The 18,031-nt window shown below is 59.7% G+C and carries 13 protein-coding genes; 5 read left to right on the top strand and 8 right to left on the bottom strand.

What is annotated here, in order from left to right:
- Positions 1-64 precede the first annotated feature (64 nt).
- On the bottom strand, positions 65-1,729 hold the full coding sequence (ettA, locus tag HU730_RS25540; RefSeq protein ID WP_014720011.1) for an energy-dependent translational throttle protein EttA: 1,665 nt from the start codon (positions 1,727-1,729) through the stop codon (positions 65-67).
- Between the two features lie 285 nt (positions 1,730-2,014).
- Between ettA and HU730_RS25535 the strand changes: the two genes are divergently transcribed.
- Together HU730_RS25535 and glyA are read left to right on the top strand one after the other, a co-directional pair.
- Positions 2,015-5,866, top strand: coding sequence for a bifunctional diguanylate cyclase/phosphodiesterase (locus HU730_RS25535; RefSeq protein WP_186527590.1), 3,852 nt, complete (start codon positions 2,015-2,017; stop codon positions 5,864-5,866).
- Between the two features lie 228 nt (positions 5,867-6,094).
- The gene (gene glyA, locus HU730_RS25530; RefSeq protein ID WP_003194304.1) at positions 6,095-7,348 is read left to right on the top strand and encodes a serine hydroxymethyltransferase; all 1,254 of its coding nucleotides are present in this window, start codon (positions 6,095-6,097) and stop codon (positions 7,346-7,348) included.
- Positions 7,349-7,618: 270 nt separating this feature from the next.
- Here glyA and yjiA read toward each other — a convergent pair whose 3' ends face one another.
- From yjiA to HU730_RS25515, 3 genes are all read right to left on the bottom strand, one after another.
- On the bottom strand, positions 7,619-8,575 hold the full coding sequence (yjiA, locus tag HU730_RS25525; protein WP_014720013.1) for a GTPase: 957 nt from the start codon (positions 8,573-8,575) through the stop codon (positions 7,619-7,621).
- 156 nt (positions 8,576-8,731) lie between these two features.
- Complete coding sequence (locus HU730_RS25520; protein ID WP_003194308.1) at positions 8,732-8,929, bottom strand: YbdD/YjiX family protein; 198 nt, start codon at positions 8,927-8,929, stop codon at positions 8,732-8,734.
- Between the two features lie 14 nt (positions 8,930-8,943).
- Positions 8,944-11,010: a carbon starvation CstA family protein gene (locus HU730_RS25515; protein ID WP_054896154.1), complete on the bottom strand. Its 2,067-nt coding sequence runs from the start codon at positions 11,008-11,010 to the stop codon at positions 8,944-8,946.
- 174 nt (positions 11,011-11,184) lie between these two features.
- Here HU730_RS25515 and HU730_RS25510 point away from each other — a divergent pair, with 174 nt between their 5' ends.
- The gene (locus HU730_RS25510; protein WP_054896155.1) at positions 11,185-11,553 is read left to right on the top strand and encodes a PilZ domain-containing protein; all 369 of its coding nucleotides are present in this window, start codon (positions 11,185-11,187) and stop codon (positions 11,551-11,553) included.
- Between the two features lie 129 nt (positions 11,554-11,682).
- Here HU730_RS25510 and radA read toward each other — a convergent pair whose 3' ends face one another.
- The 3 genes from radA to katB are packed head-to-tail and all read right to left on the bottom strand — an operon-like array spanning position 11,683 to position 15,224.
- Positions 11,683-13,050: a DNA repair protein RadA gene (gene radA / locus HU730_RS25505; RefSeq protein WP_003194313.1), complete on the bottom strand. Its 1,368-nt coding sequence runs from the start codon at positions 13,048-13,050 to the stop codon at positions 11,683-11,685.
- A 35-nt stretch (positions 13,051-13,085) separates the two neighbouring features.
- Positions 13,086-13,625 (bottom strand): ankyrin repeat domain-containing protein, encoded by a 540-nt coding sequence (locus HU730_RS25500; protein ID WP_186527589.1) that lies wholly within the window; start codon positions 13,623-13,625, stop codon positions 13,086-13,088.
- Between the two features lie 57 nt (positions 13,626-13,682).
- Positions 13,683-15,224, bottom strand: a complete 1,542-nt coding sequence (gene katB, locus HU730_RS25495) for a catalase KatB (protein WP_186527588.1) — start codon at positions 15,222-15,224, stop codon at positions 13,683-13,685.
- Between the two features lie 287 nt (positions 15,225-15,511).
- Between katB and mscL the strand changes: the two genes are divergently transcribed.
- Entirely contained in the window at positions 15,512-15,928 is a 417-nt protein-coding gene (gene mscL, locus HU730_RS25490) for a large-conductance mechanosensitive channel protein MscL (protein WP_014720019.1), read from the top strand.
- A 41-nt stretch (positions 15,929-15,969) separates the two neighbouring features.
- On the opposite strand, the gene HU730_RS25485 is transcribed toward mscL, so the two are convergent.
- Entirely contained in the window at positions 15,970-16,746 is a 777-nt protein-coding gene (locus HU730_RS25485; protein WP_019818025.1) for a ferredoxin--NADP reductase, read from the bottom strand.
- A 446-nt stretch (positions 16,747-17,192) separates the two neighbouring features.
- Here HU730_RS25485 and HU730_RS25480 point away from each other — a divergent pair, with 446 nt between their 5' ends.
- Positions 17,193-17,903 carry a LuxR family transcriptional regulator gene (locus tag HU730_RS25480; RefSeq protein WP_034126948.1) on the top strand — a complete coding sequence of 237 codons (711 nt, stop codon included), beginning with the start codon at positions 17,193-17,195 and terminating at the stop codon, positions 17,901-17,903.
- Positions 17,904-18,031: the final 128 nt, after the last annotated feature.

Here is an 18,031-nt window from a genome sequence, read left to right as displayed (position 1 = left end):
CGGGCAAAAAAATACCCCTGCGTGAGGGGTATTTTTTCAACAGGCTGTTGCGGCTATTGCAGCATCAGGCCAGTTTTTTGTGGCGTACGCGGTGCGGCTGGGCAGCGGCCTCACCCAAGCGCTTCTTGCGGTCGGCTTCGTACTCGGTGTAGTTGCCTTCGAAGAACACCGCCTGGGAGTCATCTTCGTACGCCAGGATGTGGGTCGCGACGCGGTCAAGGAACCACCGATCGTGAGAGATCACAATGGCGGCGCCCGGGAAGTCCAGCAGGGCTTCTTCCAGGGAACGCAGGGTTTCAACGTCGAGGTCGTTGGACGGTTCGTCGAGCAGCAGGACGTTGCCGCCCTCTTTCAGGGTCAGGGCCAGGTGCAAGCGACCGCGCTCACCACCGGACAGGTCCTTGACGAACTTCTGCTGGTCGCCGCCCTTGAAGTTGAAACGGCCGACGTAGGTGCGCGACGGGATTTCATAGTTGCCGATGCGGATCTGGTCGGAACCGTCGGAGATCTGCTGGAACACAGTCTTGCTGCCGTCGAGGTCGTCGCGGCTCTGGTCCACACAGGCCAGTTGCACGGTGTCACCGATCTCGATGCTGCCGGAGTCCGGCGTTTCCTTGCCCATCAGCATGCGGAACAGTGTGGATTTACCCGCACCGTTACCGCCGATAACGCCGACGATCGCGCCTTTTGGCATGGCGAACGACAGGTTGTCGATCAGCACGCGGTCGCCATAGCCTTTGGTCACGTTCTTGAACTCGATGACCTTGTCACCCAGGCGCGGACCGGCCGGGATGTAGATCTCGTTGGTTTCGCTGCGCTTCTGGAATTCCTGCGACTGCATTTCTTCGAAGCGTTGCAGACGCGCCTTGGATTTGGACTGGCGGGCCTTGGCGCCTTTGCGCACCCATTCCAGTTCTTCCTTCATGGCTTTTTCGTGGGCCGATTGCTGCTTGGATTCGGCGGCCAGACGGTCGGACTTGGCTTCCAGCCAACCGGAGTAGTTGCCCTCGTAAGGGATACCGGCGCCGCGGTCGAGCTCCAGGATCCAGCCGGCGACGTTGTCCAGGAAGTAACGGTCGTGCGTGATCGCAACCACGGTGCCCGGGAAATCGTGGAGGAAATGCTCCAGCCAGGCGACGGAATCGGCGTCCAGGTGGTTGGTCGGTTCGTCGAGCAGCAGCATGTCAGGGGCCGACAGCAGCAGGCGGCACAGGGCCACACGACGCTTCTCACCACCGGACAGGTGTTCAACCTTGGCGTCCCAGGCTGGCAGGCGCAGCGCATCGGCGGCGACTTCCAGTTGGCGCTCCAGGTTGTGGCCATCGCCCGCCTGCAGGATCGCTTCGAGCTTGGCCTGTTCGGCAGCCAGCTTGTCGAAGTCGGCATCCGGTTCAGCGTAGGCGGCGTACACCTCATCGAGGCGGGCCTGGGCGTCCTTGATCACGCTGACGGCTTCTTCGACCACTTCACGCACGGTCTTGGTCGGGTCCAGGATCGGCTCTTGCGGCAGGTAGCCGATGTTCAGGTCCGGCATCGGACGGGCTTCGCCTTCGAACTCGGTGTCGACGCCCGCCATGATTTTCAGCAGGGTGGACTTACCCGAACCGTTGAGGCCGAGCACGCCGATCTTGGCGCCTGGGAAGAAGGACAGCGAAATGTTTTTCAGGATTTCCCGCTTCGGCGGAACAACTTTTCCCAGCCGATGCATGGTGAAGACGTATTGAGCCATGGTGAACCTAGCGTCAGTGACTGATGAATTAAGCGGACGAAGCCCGTGCCAGGCCATGCGCCGCGCGGGCCTTTGACTATCATCAATGCCAGCGAGCAAAAAAAGCCTGAATGTCTGGGGCTGGAACGCCCCCGCGTAACCGGCAAAGCTACCTGAATGCGCTGGGGCAGTCCAGCCAGGCAGGACTGGCACTTTGCCACAACTCAAGGCATGCTAGCCGCCCTTCGGGCGTCCGGCTTATAGTGCACGTCGCGCGCCAGTCCAGCCAAACCGCAGGATCACAGTTTGTCCAACGTCACGCCGCCCACGCCCTTGCGCGCCGCTCATATTGCGCCGGGAGCGCCCCTGCACGGCACCTTGAAAGGCGCGTTGGCGACGCTTGTCCTGCTGTTGCTCGCCTTGTTGTTCTGGCAACTGCTGGACCAATTGCAGCAAAACCAGAAAAACCAACAGCAATACACCATCGACTACAGTGCCGACCTGGCCGAGCAGATCAGCCAGAGCATGGCCCTGAGCGCGCAGATCGCCCTGAACCTGTTGCCGATTGTCGAGCCGCCGCGCAACCCCGAACAGCAGCAGGCCCTGATGCGCACGTTGCAGCGCTCGCTGCCGGACCTGCGCAGCTTCGCCCTGCTCGCCCCCAGCGGCGCACTGATCAGCGACACTGCCGAAGGCAGCCAAGACAGTGCCCTGCTCGAAGACCTGGTCAAGCGCAGTCACGCCCAGTCCTACTACCTGAGCAACGACAATGACGGCACGGTCATCTATCTGTTGCTGCACCAACCCAGCGGTGGCTCCAAGGTGTACTGGGCCTTGCGCCTGGCGCCCAATTATCTGGCCAACCTCACGCGCCAGGATGTCCAGGGTCAACGCCCGATGTGGGCGATCGAGAACAGCCTGAACCATCGTGTGGTCAGCCGTGACAGCGGCATGCCGGCGCAGTGGTCCGGCGCCCTGACGCCGGAAGAATTGAACCGCAGCGTGCTGGTCACGCCCTTGAGCAAAAGCGATTGGCAACTGCGCGGCATGTTTGACCGCAGTGCGGTGCTGGAACAACTGCTGCCGGCCTTTATCGGCAAGTGCCTGCTCGGCCTGGCGTTTTCGCTGATCCCGGTGATCGTGCTGCTCAACATGCGCCGCCGCCAACGCCAGGTGAATGAAGGCCGGCGACGCTACCAGGACATCTTCGAAGGCACCGGCGTCGCGTTGTGCGTGTTGGACCTGTCGGGGCTCAAGGCGTTTTGCAACAAGACCCAGGTGCAAAGCCGCGAGCAGTTGCTCGCCTGGTTGCAGGCCAACCCCGCCGAGCGCAAGCAACTGCTCAAGGAGTTGCGCGTCACCGAGGTCAACCAGATGGCCGTGCGCCTGCTCAACGTCGCGTCTTGCGAGCAGGCGTGGGAGCGCCTGATCGATGATTGCCCGAGCAATGCCACGTCCATCGGCTATCAGGTGCTGGAGGCCGTACTGACCCGGCAAAAACAGCTGGAGCTGGAAATCCAGCTCAACGACGTGGCCGGCAACGAACAGTACCTGTGGCTGGTGATGCGTTTGCCGGAGCAGCAGGACGACGTCAAGGCCGTGATTCTCAGCATCAGCGACATCACCAGCCGCAAGCTGATCGAGTTGTCGCTGGTGGAGCGTGAAAGCTTCTGGTCGGATGTGGTGCGCACCGTGCCCGATCACCTGTATGTGCAGGACGTGATCAGCCAGCGCATGATTTTCAGCAACCATCACCTGGGTCACACCCTGGGCTACAACAAAGCCGAACTGCAGCAAATGGGTGAGTACTTCTGGGAAATCCTGCTACACCCCGAAGACGCCGAGCACTACCATGACGCGCGCGAACAGCAACGCCAGGTCGGCTATACGACCCAATTGCACTGCCAACTGCGCTTTCGCCACCGCAATAACCAGTGGCGCCGCTTCGATATCCGCGAACAGGCGCTGGCCCGCGATACCTCTACGGTGGTCACCCGGATCATCGGCGTGGCCAAGGACATTACCGACCAGATCGAGGCCAGTGAATCACTACGCGACAGTGAACAGCGCTACCGGATGCTGGCCGAAAGCATCAGCGACGTGATCTGCTCCACCGACAGCCAACTGGCCCTCAACTACATCAGCCCCTCGGTCAACACCGTCCTGGGCTATGACGTGGACTGGGTGTTCAAGAACGGCTGGCAGTCGATCGTTGCCAACCCTCAGCAGTTGACCGGCATTTACAGCCTGATGGAACAGGTCAGCCGCGCCCTCGGCAACCCCGACGCCTTGAACACGTTGCGCGATGAAGTCCAGACCCAACTGTTTCTGTTCGACTGCCTGCGCGCCGACGGGCGCAAAGTGCCGATCGAACTGCGCCTGGTACTGGTGTGGGATGAACATGGCGCGTTTGAAGGCATCCTCGGCGTGGGCCGCGATATCAGCCAGCAACGCCGCGCCGAAAAAGACCTGCGCATGGCAGCCACGGTGTTCGAACATTCCACTTCGGCGATCCTGATCACCGACCCAGCCGGTTATATCGTGCAGGCCAACGAGGCGTTCAGCCGGGTCAGCGGCTATGCGGTGAGCGATGTGCTCGACCAGTTGCCCAATATGCTCACCGTCGATGAGCAGCAGGAAGCCCATCTGCGTTATGTGCTCAAGCAATTGCACCAGCACAGCACCTGGGAAGGCGAGGTGTGGCTCAAGCGTCTCAATGGCGAGCATTACCCGGCCTGGGTCGGCATTACCGCGGTGTTCGACGACGAAGGCGACCTGGCCAGCTACGTGTGTTTCTTCAGCGATATCAGCGAGCGCAAGGCCAGCGAGCAGCGCATCCACCGCCTGGCCTACTATGACGCCCTGACCCACCTGCCCAATCGCACCCTGTTCCAGGACCGCCTGCACACCGCGTTGCAGTCCGCCGAACGGCAGAAGTCGTGGGTGGTGCTGATGTTCCTCGACCTTGACCGCTTCAAGCCGATCAACGACTCCCTCGGCCACGCGGCCGGCGACCGGATGCTCAAGGAAATGGCCACGCGCCTACTCGGTTGTGTGGCCGAGGACGACACCGTGGCGCGCATGGGCGGCGACGAATTCACCTTGCTCCTGCAACCACGGGTCAGCCGCGATATGGCGCTGAACCGCGCCATTCATGTGGCCGAGCAGATCCTCGCCAGCCTGGTCAAACCCTTTGTGCTGGAAGGCCGCGAGTTCTTCGTGACCGCCAGTATCGGCATCGCCCTCAGCCCGCAAGACGGCAACGAGCTGAGCCAATTGATGAAAAACGCCGACACGGCGATGTATCACGCTAAAGAGCGCGGCAAGAACAACTTCCAGTTCTACCAGGCCGACATGAACGCCAGCGCCTTGGAGCGCCTGGAACTGGAAAGCGACCTGCGCCACGCCCTGGACCAGAACGAATTCGTGCTCTATTACCAGCCGCAATTCAGCGGCGACGGCAAACGCCTGACCGGCGCCGAAGCCCTGCTGCGCTGGCGCCACCCGCGCCGTGGCCTGGTACCGCCGGGGGACTTTATCCCGGTGCTGGAAGAGCTCGGGCTGGTGGTGGACGTGGGCGACTGGGTGATCGGCGAAGCCTGCCGCCAGCTCAAGACCTGGCACCAGAACAAAGTGCGCGTGCCGAAAGTATCAGTGAACATCTCGGCGCGGCAGTTCTCCGACGGCCAGTTGGGCACGCGCATCGCCACCATCCTCAAGGACACCGGCCTGCCGCCGGCGTGCCTGGAGCTGGAACTGACCGAAAGTATCCTGATGCGTGAAGTCAACGAAGCCCTGCAGATCCTCGCCAGCCTGAAAAACCTGGGCCTGAGCATCGCGGTGGATGACTTTGGCACCGGCTATTCGTCGCTCAACTACCTCAAGCAATTCCCCATCGACGTGCTCAAGATCGACCGCACCTTCGTCGATGGCCTGCCCTCCGGTGAGCAGGACGCGCAGATCGCCCGGGCGATTATTGCCATGGCCCACAGCCTGAACCTGGCAGTGATCGCCGAAGGCGTGGAAACCCATGAGCAATTGGACTTCCTGCGTGAACATGGCTGTGATGAGGTGCAGGGTTACCTGTTCGGGCGGCCGATGCCGGCGAATCGATTTGAGGTGCAGTTCAGTAATGATGCGCTGTTCATGTTTGACTGAAGTCCCTGATCGTTCCCACGCTCCGCGTGGGAACGCAATTCTGGACGCTCTGCGTCCGCTTTTAAATGTGACGCAGAGCGTCACGGGATGCATTCCCACGCAGAGCGTGGGAACGATCATCCCCAGATGAACCCCACTTGTCCGCGACATGATGTCCTTTCATATGCCATCTAAAACCCATTGAGTTAGAATGCCCTCCTTTTCTGCCCCCGATCCTTGAGGACCGCCATGTTCAGCCGTGATTTGACTATTGCCAAGTACGACGCCGATCTCTTCGCCGCCATGGAGCAAGAAGCCGTGCGCCAGGAAGAGCACATTGAGCTGATCGCTTCGGAAAACTACACCAGCCCTGCGGTGATGGAGGCTCAAGGTTCGGTTCTGACCAACAAGTACGCCGAAGGCTACCCAGGCAAGCGCTACTACGGTGGTTGCGAGTACGTCGACGTGGTTGAGCAGTTGGCCATCGACCGTGCCAAAGAGCTGTTCGGCGCCGATTACGCCAACGTCCAGCCACACGCCGGTTCCCAAGCCAACAGCGCCGTGTACCTGGCCCTGCTGCAAGGCGGCGACACCATCCTGGGCATGAGCCTGGCCCATGGCGGTCACCTGACCCACGGCGCCACGGTTTCGTCCTCCGGCAAGCTGTACAACGCCGTTCAGTACGGTATCGATGCCAACGGCCTGATCGACTACGATGAAGTCGAGCGCCTGGCCGTCGAGCACAAGCCAAAAATGATCGTGGCCGGTTTCTCTGCCTACTCGCAGATCCTGGACTTCCCACGTTTCCGTGAAATCGCCGACAAGGTCGGTGCCTACCTGTTCGTCGACATGGCCCACGTGGCCGGTCTGGTGGCTGCGGGCGTTTACCCCAACCCAGTGCCTTACGCTGACGTGGTCACCACCACTACCCACAAGACCCTGCGCGGTCCACGTGGCGGCCTGATCCTGGCACGCGCCAACGCCGAGATCGAGAAGAAGCTCAACTCCGCCGTTTTCCCGGGCGCCCAAGGCGGCCCGCTGGAGCACGTGATCGCGGCCAAGGCGATCTGCTTCAAGGAAGCACTGCAGCCTGAGTTCAAGACCTACCAGCAACAAGTGGTCAAGAACGCCAAGACCATGGCCAGCGTGTTCATCGAGCGCGGTTTTGACGTGGTGTCCGGCGGTACTGAAAACCACCTGTTCCTGCTGTCGCTGATCAAGCAGGACATTTCCGGTAAAGATGCTGACGCTGCCCTGGGCAAAGCCTTCATCACCGTGAACAAGAACTCCGTGCCGAACGACCCACGTTCGCCGTTCGTCACCTCCGGCCTGCGCTTCGGCACCCCGGCAGTGACCACCCGTGGCTTCAAGGAAGCCGAGTGCAAGGAACTGGCGGGCTGGATCTGCGACATCCTGGCCGACCTGAACAACGAAGCCGTGATCGACGCGGTACGTGAGAAGGTCAAGGCCATCTGCAAGAAGCTGCCGGTATACGGCGCGTAATACCGAGAAGCCCACTGTAGGAGCGAGCTTGCTCGCGAAAAACGTCAACGATAACGCGTGCATCTTGGGTGCACGCGTTGCCTGTGAGTTCTTCGCGAGCAAGCTCGCTCCTACAAGTGGGCTTTTTTATGCCGATTTCAATTTGAAACAGGGTCAAGTGTGGGAGCTGGCTTGCCTGCGATGGTGGTTTTGCAGTCAGCCCATCAGTGATTGACCTGCCGCTATCGCAGGCAAGCCAGCTCCCACATTGGAGTGCATTTCAAGCCGGATTTATTGGTAGACCCGCTCAAAGCCTTGGCGGATCTTGTCTTCGGGCAGCTCATCGGCAATAAACACGATCACACTCTCCCGCGCCTCGCCCTCGGCCCATTCGGTATCCCAGTCGAAGCCATACAGCTTCAGCACGCCCTGGAACACCATGCGTCGGTCTTCTCCGGCAATGTTCAATACGCCCTTGTAACGCAGCAGTTGCTTGCCATGGTCTTCCAGCAGTTCGTTCATGAACTCGCTGAGACGGTCGATATCCAGCGGCTGGTCGGTGCGCAGCACCAGGCTGGAAATACGGTCGACCGAAGGCGCTGCACTGACCGGGCGCAGGCTCATGCCGGCATTGAGGTTGAAGCCGCGCACATCCAGCAATTCGGCCAGGTCAATCTTGCCGTGATCCACCACACGAATTGGAGCACGGCGGTTGATGCGGGTGAGGCGCTGGCTGAGGGCGTCGAAGCTGGCGTCGTCTACCAGGTCGCGTTTGCTCACCAACAGGCGGTCGGCAAAGCCGATCTGGGCCTGGGCGATGGTCTGGGTCAGATGATGCTCGGCGTGGGCCGCGTCCACCAGGGTGATGATGCCGTCGAGGATATAGCGTTCGCGCAGCTCTTCGTCGATGAAGAAGGTCTGGGCCACCGGCGCAGGGTCGGCCAGGCCGGTGCATTCGATCACCAGCCTGTCGAAGGCGATCTCGCCGCTGTCCAGGCGTTCCAGCAACAGGTACAGGGCTTTGGTGAGGTCGGTGTGGATGGTGCAGCACACGCAGCCGTTGGACAGGGTCATCACTTGCACTGGCTCGTCGCCCAGCAATTGGGTGTCGATACCGGCGTCACTGAATTCGTTTTCGATCACAGCGATTTTCAAGCCGTGCTCGGCTTTGAGCAGGTGGCGCAGCAAGGTGGTCTTGCCGGCACCGAGGAAGCCGCTGAGGATGGTGACGGGGATGGGAGAGGACAAAGAGATTCTCCTGAAATATGAGGGCGCAAAAACAACTGTAGGAGCGAGCTTGCTCGCGAAGAACGTCAACGATAACGCGTGCTGTCTGGATGCACGTGGTGTCCTTGGGTTTTTCGCGAGCAAGCTCGCTCCTACAGGTACAGCCGTTTTAACAACTTAGCAGCACTTGGGCCCACCCTTGCCGCCGTAACGGGCTTCCTGGCGTTCCCGGAAGAACGCCTTGTAGTCCATCACCGGCTTGTCCGGGTGTTTGGTTTGCATATGCTCGACGTAGGTATCGTAGTCGGGCATGCCGACCATCAGGCGGGCGGCCTGACCGAGGTATTTACCGAGGCGACTGATGTCATTGAACATGTCTGCAATCCTCGTTATGCGTCCGGTACAGCCTGGAACGGGGCTTCTTTATCCGTACGCTCTTTGTTGCCCCAGGCGGCGACGCCGACTTTGAGCGCATAGAACAGGATGCTGAACACCACGAACAGGAACAGCGCCGTCAGCGTTGCGTTGGTGTAGGCGTTCCAGATCACGTGTTGCATCTGGTCGATGCTCTTGGCCGGGGCGAGGATCTGGCCGTTAGCCAGGGCATCGCTATATTTCTTGGCCAGCGACAGGAAGCCGATCGCCGGGTTGGCGTCGAACAGCTTGATGAAGCCTGCGGTGGTGGTGCAGATCAGCAGCCAGACAGCCGGCAACATGGTCACCCAAATGTAGCGCTGACGCTTCATTTTGATCAGCACAACGGTCGCCAGCATCAGCGCGATACCGGCCAGCATCTGGTTGGAGATACCGAACAGCGGCCACAAGGTATTGATGCCACCCAGCGGGTCGATCACGCCCTGGTACAGCAAGTAACCCCACATCGCCACGCAGCCTGCGGTAGCAATCAGGTTGGCAGTCCACGACTCGGTGCGTTTGAGCGCAGGCACGAAGGAACCGAGCAGGTCTTGCAGCATGAAACGACCGGCGCGGGTACCGGCATCCACTGCCGTAAGGATGAACAGCGCTTCGAACAGGATCGCAAAGTGGTACCAGAACGCCATGGTGTTTTCACCTGGCAGCACACTGTGCAGGATCTGCGCGATGCCCACCGCCAACGTCGGCGCACCGCCGGCACGGGCCAGGATGGTGGTTTCGCCGATATCGTGGGCCACTGCAGAGAGCGCCTCAGGCGTAATGGCAAAGCCCCAACTGCTGACGGTTTGCGCCACAGTGACCACGTCGGTGCCGACAATGGCAGCCGGGCTGTTCATGGCGAAGTACACGCCAGGCTCGATCACCGAAGCGGCAACCATCGCCATGATGGCCACGAACGACTCCATCAGCATGCCGCCGTAACCGATGTAACGGGCGTGGCTTTCACTGGCCAGCAGCTTGGGCGTGGTGCCCGAGGAGATCAGCGCATGGAAGCCCGAGACCGCGCCACAGGCAATGGTGATGAACAGGAACGGGAACAGGCCGCCCTTCCACACCGGGCCGGTGCCGTCGATGAACTGGGTGAGTGCCGGCATTTTCAGGTCAGGCATGGTGACCAGGATGCCAATCGCCAGGGCGATGATGGTGCCGATTTTCAGGAACGTCGACAGGTAGTCGCGGGGCGCCAGGATGAGCCACACCGGCAGCACAGCAGCCACGAAGCCGTAGCCGATCAGCATCCAGGTGATCTGGATGCCGGTGAAGGTGAACGCCTTGGCCCACTCTGGATCAGCGGCAATCTGCCCGCCCAGCCAGATCGAACCCAGCAGCAACAGCACGCCGATGATCGAGATTTCCCCGATGCGGCCCGGGCGGATGTAGCGCATATAGATGCCCATGAACATCGCGATCGGGATGGTCGCCATCACCGTGAAGATGCCCCATGGGCTCTCGGCCAGGGCCTTGACCACGATCAGCGCCAGCACCGCGAGGATGATGATCATGATCAGGAAGCAGCCGAACAGCGCGATGGTCCCCGGAATGCGGCCCATCTCTTCGCGAACCATGTCCCCCAAGGAACGGCCGTTGCGACGAGTGGACAGGAACAGGACCATGAAGTCTTGCACCGCACCGGCCAGCACCACCCCGGCAATCAGCCAGAGGGTGCCGGGCAGATAGCCCATTTGCGCCGCCAGCACCGGGCCGACCAACGGGCCTGCACCGGCAATCGCCGCAAAGTGGTGACCGAAAAGAATGTGTTTGTTGGTCGGTACATAGTCCAGACCATCGTTGTTAACCACCGCAGGGGTTGCCCGCCGGGGATCGAGTTGCATCACGTTGTTGGCGATGAACAGACTGTAGTAACGGTACGCAACCAGATAGATGGCCACAGCAGCGACCACAATCCACAAGGCGTTGATCGCCTCGCCGCGGCGCAAGGCCACTACGCCCAGGGCGCACGCTCCTACAATTGCCAGCACCAGCCAGGGTAAGTGGCGTAGCAGGCTATTATTATTTTTCATTTTTATATTCCAGCCAGGGTGGACAGAAAGGACAGCCAGCCCGAGTTTAGCGCTACTGGCCTCAAAGACCAGCCCCCTACGTTGGTCTAGAGCCTTCAACCGCTAAAAAAAGCCGAAATAAACGCCCCTTGATGGCCCCGGGCTACACTCCTCCCATTCACAGAGGGCTTTACCATGACCGAGCATGCGTCCGAACGTCGTCGTTTTCGCCGGATCGCCTTTGATGCCACGGCCGAACTTCGGCAAAGCGGCAGCGAATGGCCGGTAAAACTGGTGGATTTATCACTCAAGGGATTGCTGGTGGAACGGCCTGACAACTGGAAGGGAAATAAAGCGCTGCCCTTTGACGTCGACATACGCCTGGACCAGAAGACGCATATAAAGATGCAAGCGCGGCTGACCCATGAAGAGCAGGGTCAATTGGGCTTAGTGTGCAAACACATTGATCTGGATTCGATCAGCCATTTGCGTAGGTTCGTTGAGTTGAACCTGGGTGATGAGCAAGAACTGGAGCGCGAGCTGGGCGCCCTGCTGGAGATCTGAAAACGCACATCAATCAAAATGTGGGAGCTGGCTTGCCTGCGATAGCGGCGGGTCAGCTTACCCATTCTTGCCTGATACACCGCCATCGCAGGCAAGCCAGCTCCCACAGGGGTTCAGCAGTGTTGCGGATTATTCGAACAGGGCATCCAACGCCTGCTCCAGCCGCGTCACAGCAATAATCTGCAACCCCGGCGGCGCCTCCTTCGGCGCATTGCCCTTGGGCACAATCGCCCGTTTGAAGCCATGCTTGGCCGCTTCCTTCAAGCGCTCCTGCCCACTCGGCACCGGGCGCACTTCGCCCGACAGACCCACCTCGCCAAACACCAACAAGTCATGGGGCAACGGCCGATTACGCAGGCTGGACATCACCGCCGCCATCAGCGCCAGGTCGGACGCAGTCTCCAGCACCTTGACCCCGCCCACCACGTTAAGGAACACATCCTGATCGTGGGTCGGAATGCCGCCATGTCGGTGCAGCACCGCCAGCAACATCGCCAGGCGGTTCTGGTCCAGGCCCAATGTGACCCGCCGTGGGTTGGCCAAATGGCTGTCATCCACCAGCGCCTGGACTTCCACCAGCATCGGCCGGGTGCCTTCCCACGTGGCCATCACCACACTGCCTGGGACTTCTTCCTGAGCGCGGGTGAGAAAAATCGCCGAGGGGTTCGAGACTTCTTTCAGCCCCCGATCGGTCATGGCGAACACACCCAGTTCGTTGACGGCGCCAAAACGGTTCTTCACCGCCCGCAGCAGGCGCAGGCGACCGTCAGATTCCCCTTCGAAATACAGCACGGTGTCGACCATGTGTTCCAACACCCGTGGCCCGGCCAGTGCGCCTTCTTTGGTCACGTGGCCGACCAGGAAGATCGCCGTGCCGCTCTGCTTGGCGTAACGCACCAATAGCGCCGCGCTTTCGCGCACCTGGGACACGCCGCCGGGTGCCGATTGCAGTTGTTCGGTGAAAATCGTCTGGATCGAGTCAATGACCATGACTTTAGGCTTTTCGATGCGCGCCGTGGCGATGATGCTTTCGATGCAGGTTTCGGTCATGACCCGCAGTTGGTCCTGGGGCAAGCCCAGGCGCCGGGCACGCATGGCCACTTGCTGCTGGGACTCTTCGCCGGTGACATACAGCGCAGGCATGCGGCTGGCGATGCTGCACAGGGTTTGCAGCAGGATCGTGGACTTGCCGATGCCAGGGTCGCCGCCGATCAGCACCACCGAGCCGTCCACCAGGCCACCGCCCAATACCCGGTCCAATTCGCCGGAGGCGGTGGAAAAGCGCGGGATCTCTTCGACGCTGACTTCGGCCAGGGTCTTGATCTGCGCCTGTTGCCCGGTCCAGCCGGCACGGCCGGTGGGGGCCGCGGCACCGCCACTCTCGATCATGGTTTCAGTCAGGGTGTTCCACGCGCCGCATTCGGAGCACTGGCCCGCCCATTTGGGAAAGGTCGCGCCGCACTCTGTGCAGCCGTACATGCGCTTGGCCTTTGCCATGTGAGAACCTCCAACCGAAAAACCGCGATGATAGCTCAGCGCGACGCTGGGGTCCGGATTTCGCCCTTTGCTAAACGTGAAGCACTGTTACCCACGGGGTCCTCGGCGTTCAGGTCTGCGCCTTTGGCTTGCAGCGCCCCCAACAATTCGACGCGCTTGAACAACCCGGCGTACATGGCGGCGGTCTGCCCTGCGCCGTTGCGCTGGTCGGGGTTGCAGTCGGTGGCCAACAGGCGCTGGGCGATTTTCAGCTCGCCTTTGAAGATGGCGCCCATCAACGCCGTGTTACCGCGTTTATCCTGGACGCAGGCGTCGGCGCCGGCATCGAGCAGACGCTCCACATACGGGCCCTGGCCGTGATAAGCAGCCAGGATCAACGCGGTGTAGCCCTTGTCATCCTGGGCATTGAGGCCGTAGCCGGACTCTATGAAGGTGTTGAGCGTGTCGAGGTCGCCACGACGGGCGGCGTCGAAATAGTAATCCTGCAACTGCGCCTTGAGCGCCACCGGGTCGGGGGACTCGGCATGAGCGGTAAAGGCCAGCATGGCCATCAGTAAGCCGATAGAGATACGCATAGGGTGTTCTCCTGCCAAAGGTCGACGCCCGTGAAGGCGCCGACCGCAACCAACGAATCAGTCAGTCAGTTTTTCCGCCAGCGCCTTTACGCGAGCCAGGTCGCCCTTGGCGACCTTGGCCACGCCGGTGCCGTATTCCGGATCCGCCTTGTAGAGGAACGACAGGATGATGTGCTTGCTCTCGTCATCGGTGGTGGCCAATGAGCCGCCAAAGTTGTTGATGAGGTCTTCGCGCTCTTTCTTGGTGTAGGAGCGGTACAGGTCACCGGCCTGCTTGAAGTTCTGCTCACGTTGAATCTTGGCCTGCTGGGTGCTGCCCGACAGCGGCGACTGGCTGTAGCGTGCGGTTTGCGGCTCTTCCCGCGGCAACAGGCGACTTGGCTGGTAGTTGACGCCGGTGGTGGTCTTGCCGACGTTCATCGCGCCGTCCTGGTTGCCGTTGTTGACGGTGACCCGTGGAGCGTTGATCGGCAACTGCAGGGCGTTCGCGCCCAGGCGGTACATTTGCGTATCGGCGTAGGAGAACACGCGCCCCTGCAGCAAGCGGTCTTCCGACGGCTCGATACCCGGTACCAGGTTGGCCGGGGCCATCGCGACTTGCTCGGTTTCCTGGAACACATTGGCCGGGTTGCGGTTCAGCACCATTTGCCCGACTTTGCGCTCGGGCACATTCGGCCAGATCTTGGTGGCATCCAGTGGGTCGAAATCAAACTTGGCCAAGTCTTCAGGCTTGAGCACCTGCACATACAAGTCCCACTTAGGGAAGTCGCCTTTGTTGATGTGCGTGACCAGATCATGGGTCATATGGCTGTAGTCACGCCCCTGCACCTCGGTAACTTGCTTGGGATCAAGGTTCTTGATGCCCTGCTGGCTCTTCCAGTGGAACTTGACGTAGTGCACTTCGCCTTTGGCGTTAATCAACTTGTAGGCATGTACGCCGTTGCCGTCCATTTCGCGGTAACTGGCAGGGGTGCCGGAGTCCGAGTACAACTCGGTCAGTGTACGAGTGGACTCTGGAACATGGGAGAAGAAGTCGAAACGGCGCGAGTCATCGTCCAGGTTAGTGCGTGGGTCCGGTTTAAAGGCATGGACCATGTCCGGGAACTTGATGGAATCCCGAATAAAGAACGTGGGGAAGTTGTTACCGACCAGGTCCCAGTTACCTTCGGCGGTATAGAACTTGGTGGCGAAGCCCCGTGGGTCACGCAGGGTTTCCGGGGAGTGGTTGCCATGCACCACGGCCGAGAAGCGTACGAACACTGGCGTGGTTTCACCGGCGGCGAACACTTTGGCCTTGGTCAGGTCGCTGAGGTTGTCGGTCACGGTGAAGGTGCCATGGGCGCCCGTGCCGCGTGCGTGCACCACGCGCTCTGGGATGCGTTCGCGGTCGAAGCGTTGCAGTTTCTGGATCAGTTGCACATCTTGCAGCACCACCGGGCCATTGGCACCGGCGGTTTGGGAGTTCTGGTTATCACCGACGTTGGCCCCGTTATCGCGGGTCAGGTTGGCGGCTTGTACGGAGAGGGAAAGCAGGCTGGCGGTCACCAGTGCCAGCGCGTGGCGCGCCGACACGGGCCTGCGGCTGATTGGAGTATTCATCGAGGTTTCCTCTGGTTTTTTTAATGCACATTCAGTTGTGCTTGCCAGAGGCTAGTGACCTGCGAGTCAGAAGATAAATAGAAAAACACCACAGGCCCGATTAAGAAAAAAATCTGGTAACCCGCTGAAATAGCGGCTAATTCGCGCGCGACTAGTGGCACTTTGCAAACTATTTGCGATTTGATGTGTCGATAAAAATCGACAGTGTTAACAGTTGTTTCGAGCAAGCGCTGTTCGACTGAATTACACTGACCTCCACCCTCCTCAACTGTAACAAGGAATAACCTATGGGCGTGATCAGTGAGTTCAAGGCCTTCGCGGTCAAAGGTAATGTGGTCGACATGGCCGTCGGTATCATCATCGGTGCTGCCTTCGGCAAGATTGTTTCCTCATTTGTAGGCGACGTGATAATGCCTCCCATCGGCCTGCTGATCGGTGGCGTGGATTTTGCCGATCTGGCCGTCACGCTCAAGGCAGCCCAGGGTGATGTACCCGCTGTTGTCCTGGCCTACGGCAAGTTCATCCAGAGCATCATCGACTTTATAATCGTCGCGTTTGCAATCTTCATGGGTGTGAAGGCGATCAACCGTCTGAAGCGCGAAGAAGCCGTGGCCCCAAGCTTGCCGCCGACGCCAAGCAAGGAAGAAGTGCTGCTGGGCGAGATCCGCGATCTGCTCAAGGCACAGAACAACAAGCCGCTTTAACCTGCGGATGCAAAAAAGGCGCCTCGCAAGGCGCCTTTTTTCTACCAATAATTTTCTACCGCCACCTGGCCAGGTCGTCGGCTCAGGCTCAGTTGCATGTCCCGCTGCTTGAGCAACTGGCGCGTGTCATCGACCATCTGCGGGTTGCCGCAAATCAGTACACGCGAATCCTGTGCCGTCAGTTCCACGCCGGCGGCCCGCTCCAATTCGCCATTTTCGATCAAGGCCGTAATACGCCCATTCAACGCGCCCGGATGCTGCTCGCGGGTGACGATGGGAATGTAGGTGAGCTTGTGGGCGTACTCGGCCAGGTACTCGCGCTCACCCAGCGTGTCGATCAGCGACTGGTAGGCCAGTTCCTTGGCTTCCCGGGCGCTGTACACCAGGATGATGCGCTCGAATTTTTCCCACACTTCGAAGTCCTGCAGGATCGACAGGAACGGCGCGACGCCCGTTCCGGTTCCCAGCAACCACAAGTCACGCCCGTCGACAAAGCGGTTGAGGGTCAGAAACCCGGTGGCCTGGCGCTCGACCAGCAAGGTATCGCCCACCTTCAGGCGGCTCAGTTCACTGGTGAACTCACCACCGGGGACCACGATGGAAAAGAAATCCAGATGCTCGTCAAACGGCGAAGACACGATGGAATAGGCACGCCAGACGGTGCTCCCATCCGCCTTGGTAACGCCCAGGCGCACGAACTGGCCGGCGGTAAAACGAAAACCGGCATCGCGTGTGGTGCGCAGGGTGAACAGGCTGGGGGTCAGCGATTGCACATCGAGCAGGGTCTGGCGGGTAAATTTCTCAGCACTGGCCGTCATGGGGGGCTCCGTTTTGCACAGGCCGTTAGTGTCCCTCAAAACAGACCGCGCAAACACTGATGATTGGTACTGGCTTTGCCGTCACTCAAGGTTCACGCGGGTGGCCTGCGCGTTTTTTAACCAGTCCAAGAGGTCAGCCATGGCTCCACGCTGGCACTAATTATTTGGCTATTAACGCGCCCTGAATACCTCACTAGATGAAGCGGTACTTAAAGCGACATCACTTTGACACTACCTTCAAGACATTAAAAGTATTGAAAAAAAGATACCTGCCTAGCGCTCTTATACAAAGCTCCAAGTCTTGTACAAAACCGGCCAACTAGACAAACCCTGCAAGTAAAATATTTTTCAAGCTCAGTTGTAGGACTTACCCTACACTTGTTTTCGAGCTGCAATGGGGGATCAGGACGTACCCAGGTCACATATACACGCATGGAGAGTCACCGATGGTCAATTGGCATAATGCCCGGCTGCCCAAGCTGGACGGCGAGAGTGAAATCACCAGTGTGTTTGAGATGGTGATAAACCACACTTATGAACTAGGTTTCGAATATTGCTCCTTTACCATGAGTTCCCAATCACAAAGCACTCAAACAAAACCCATTTTGTTTAATAACTATCCAAATGAATGGCTTAGCATTTATAAACAAGCGCACTTCTTCGATGTAGACCCCGTTGTAACCCACTGTAAGACCTCGGTACTGCCCATTCTCTGGGAACAAAAAACCTTTGCCAACACCCCCAAGCTTTGGGAGTTGGCCCAGTCATGCGGGGTGCATTTAGGCTGGACCCAAGCCGTGCATGACTTCCAGGGTGTATTCAGCATGCTGACCCTGGTTCGCAGCAAGGGCGAGGTCAGCCCTGAAGAGCTTTACGAAAAAGCCGGCCAGGTGTTGTGGCTTTGCCATGCGATGCATGCGGTCGTCGCGCAGAAGTACGCCGACGCCCCCGACATCAAAGCGCCCAGCAAATTGACTGCCCGGGAAACAGAAATCCTCAAGTGGTCGGCGATGGGCAAGACCGCCTCGGAGATTGCCGCGATTCTTTGCCTGTCCGAGCGCACCGTGGGGTTTCATATCAGCAGTACCTTCAAGAAACTGGGCGTGCATAACAAGATCCAGGCGGTGCTGCGCGCCGCTAAAGCCGGGCTGTTTTAGCCCACGTAAAACACCGCATGTCATCGCGTTGAAAAAAACGTAACATTTACGGCCAATTCTGAGTGTTGAGGGTGCGCTTTCCACGGTGGCCCCGCCGTTCACTCAGACGGTCCGTCGATTACCCAGAG

The sequence above is a fragment of the Pseudomonas sp. SWRI22 genome, from assembly GCF_014268395.2.
Classification (GTDB): Bacteria; Pseudomonadota; Gammaproteobacteria; order Pseudomonadales; family Pseudomonadaceae; genus Aquipseudomonas; species Aquipseudomonas paracarnis.
The sequence above is the reverse complement of the archived record's forward strand: the minus strand, read 5'-3'. Positions and strand labels throughout refer to the sequence as shown.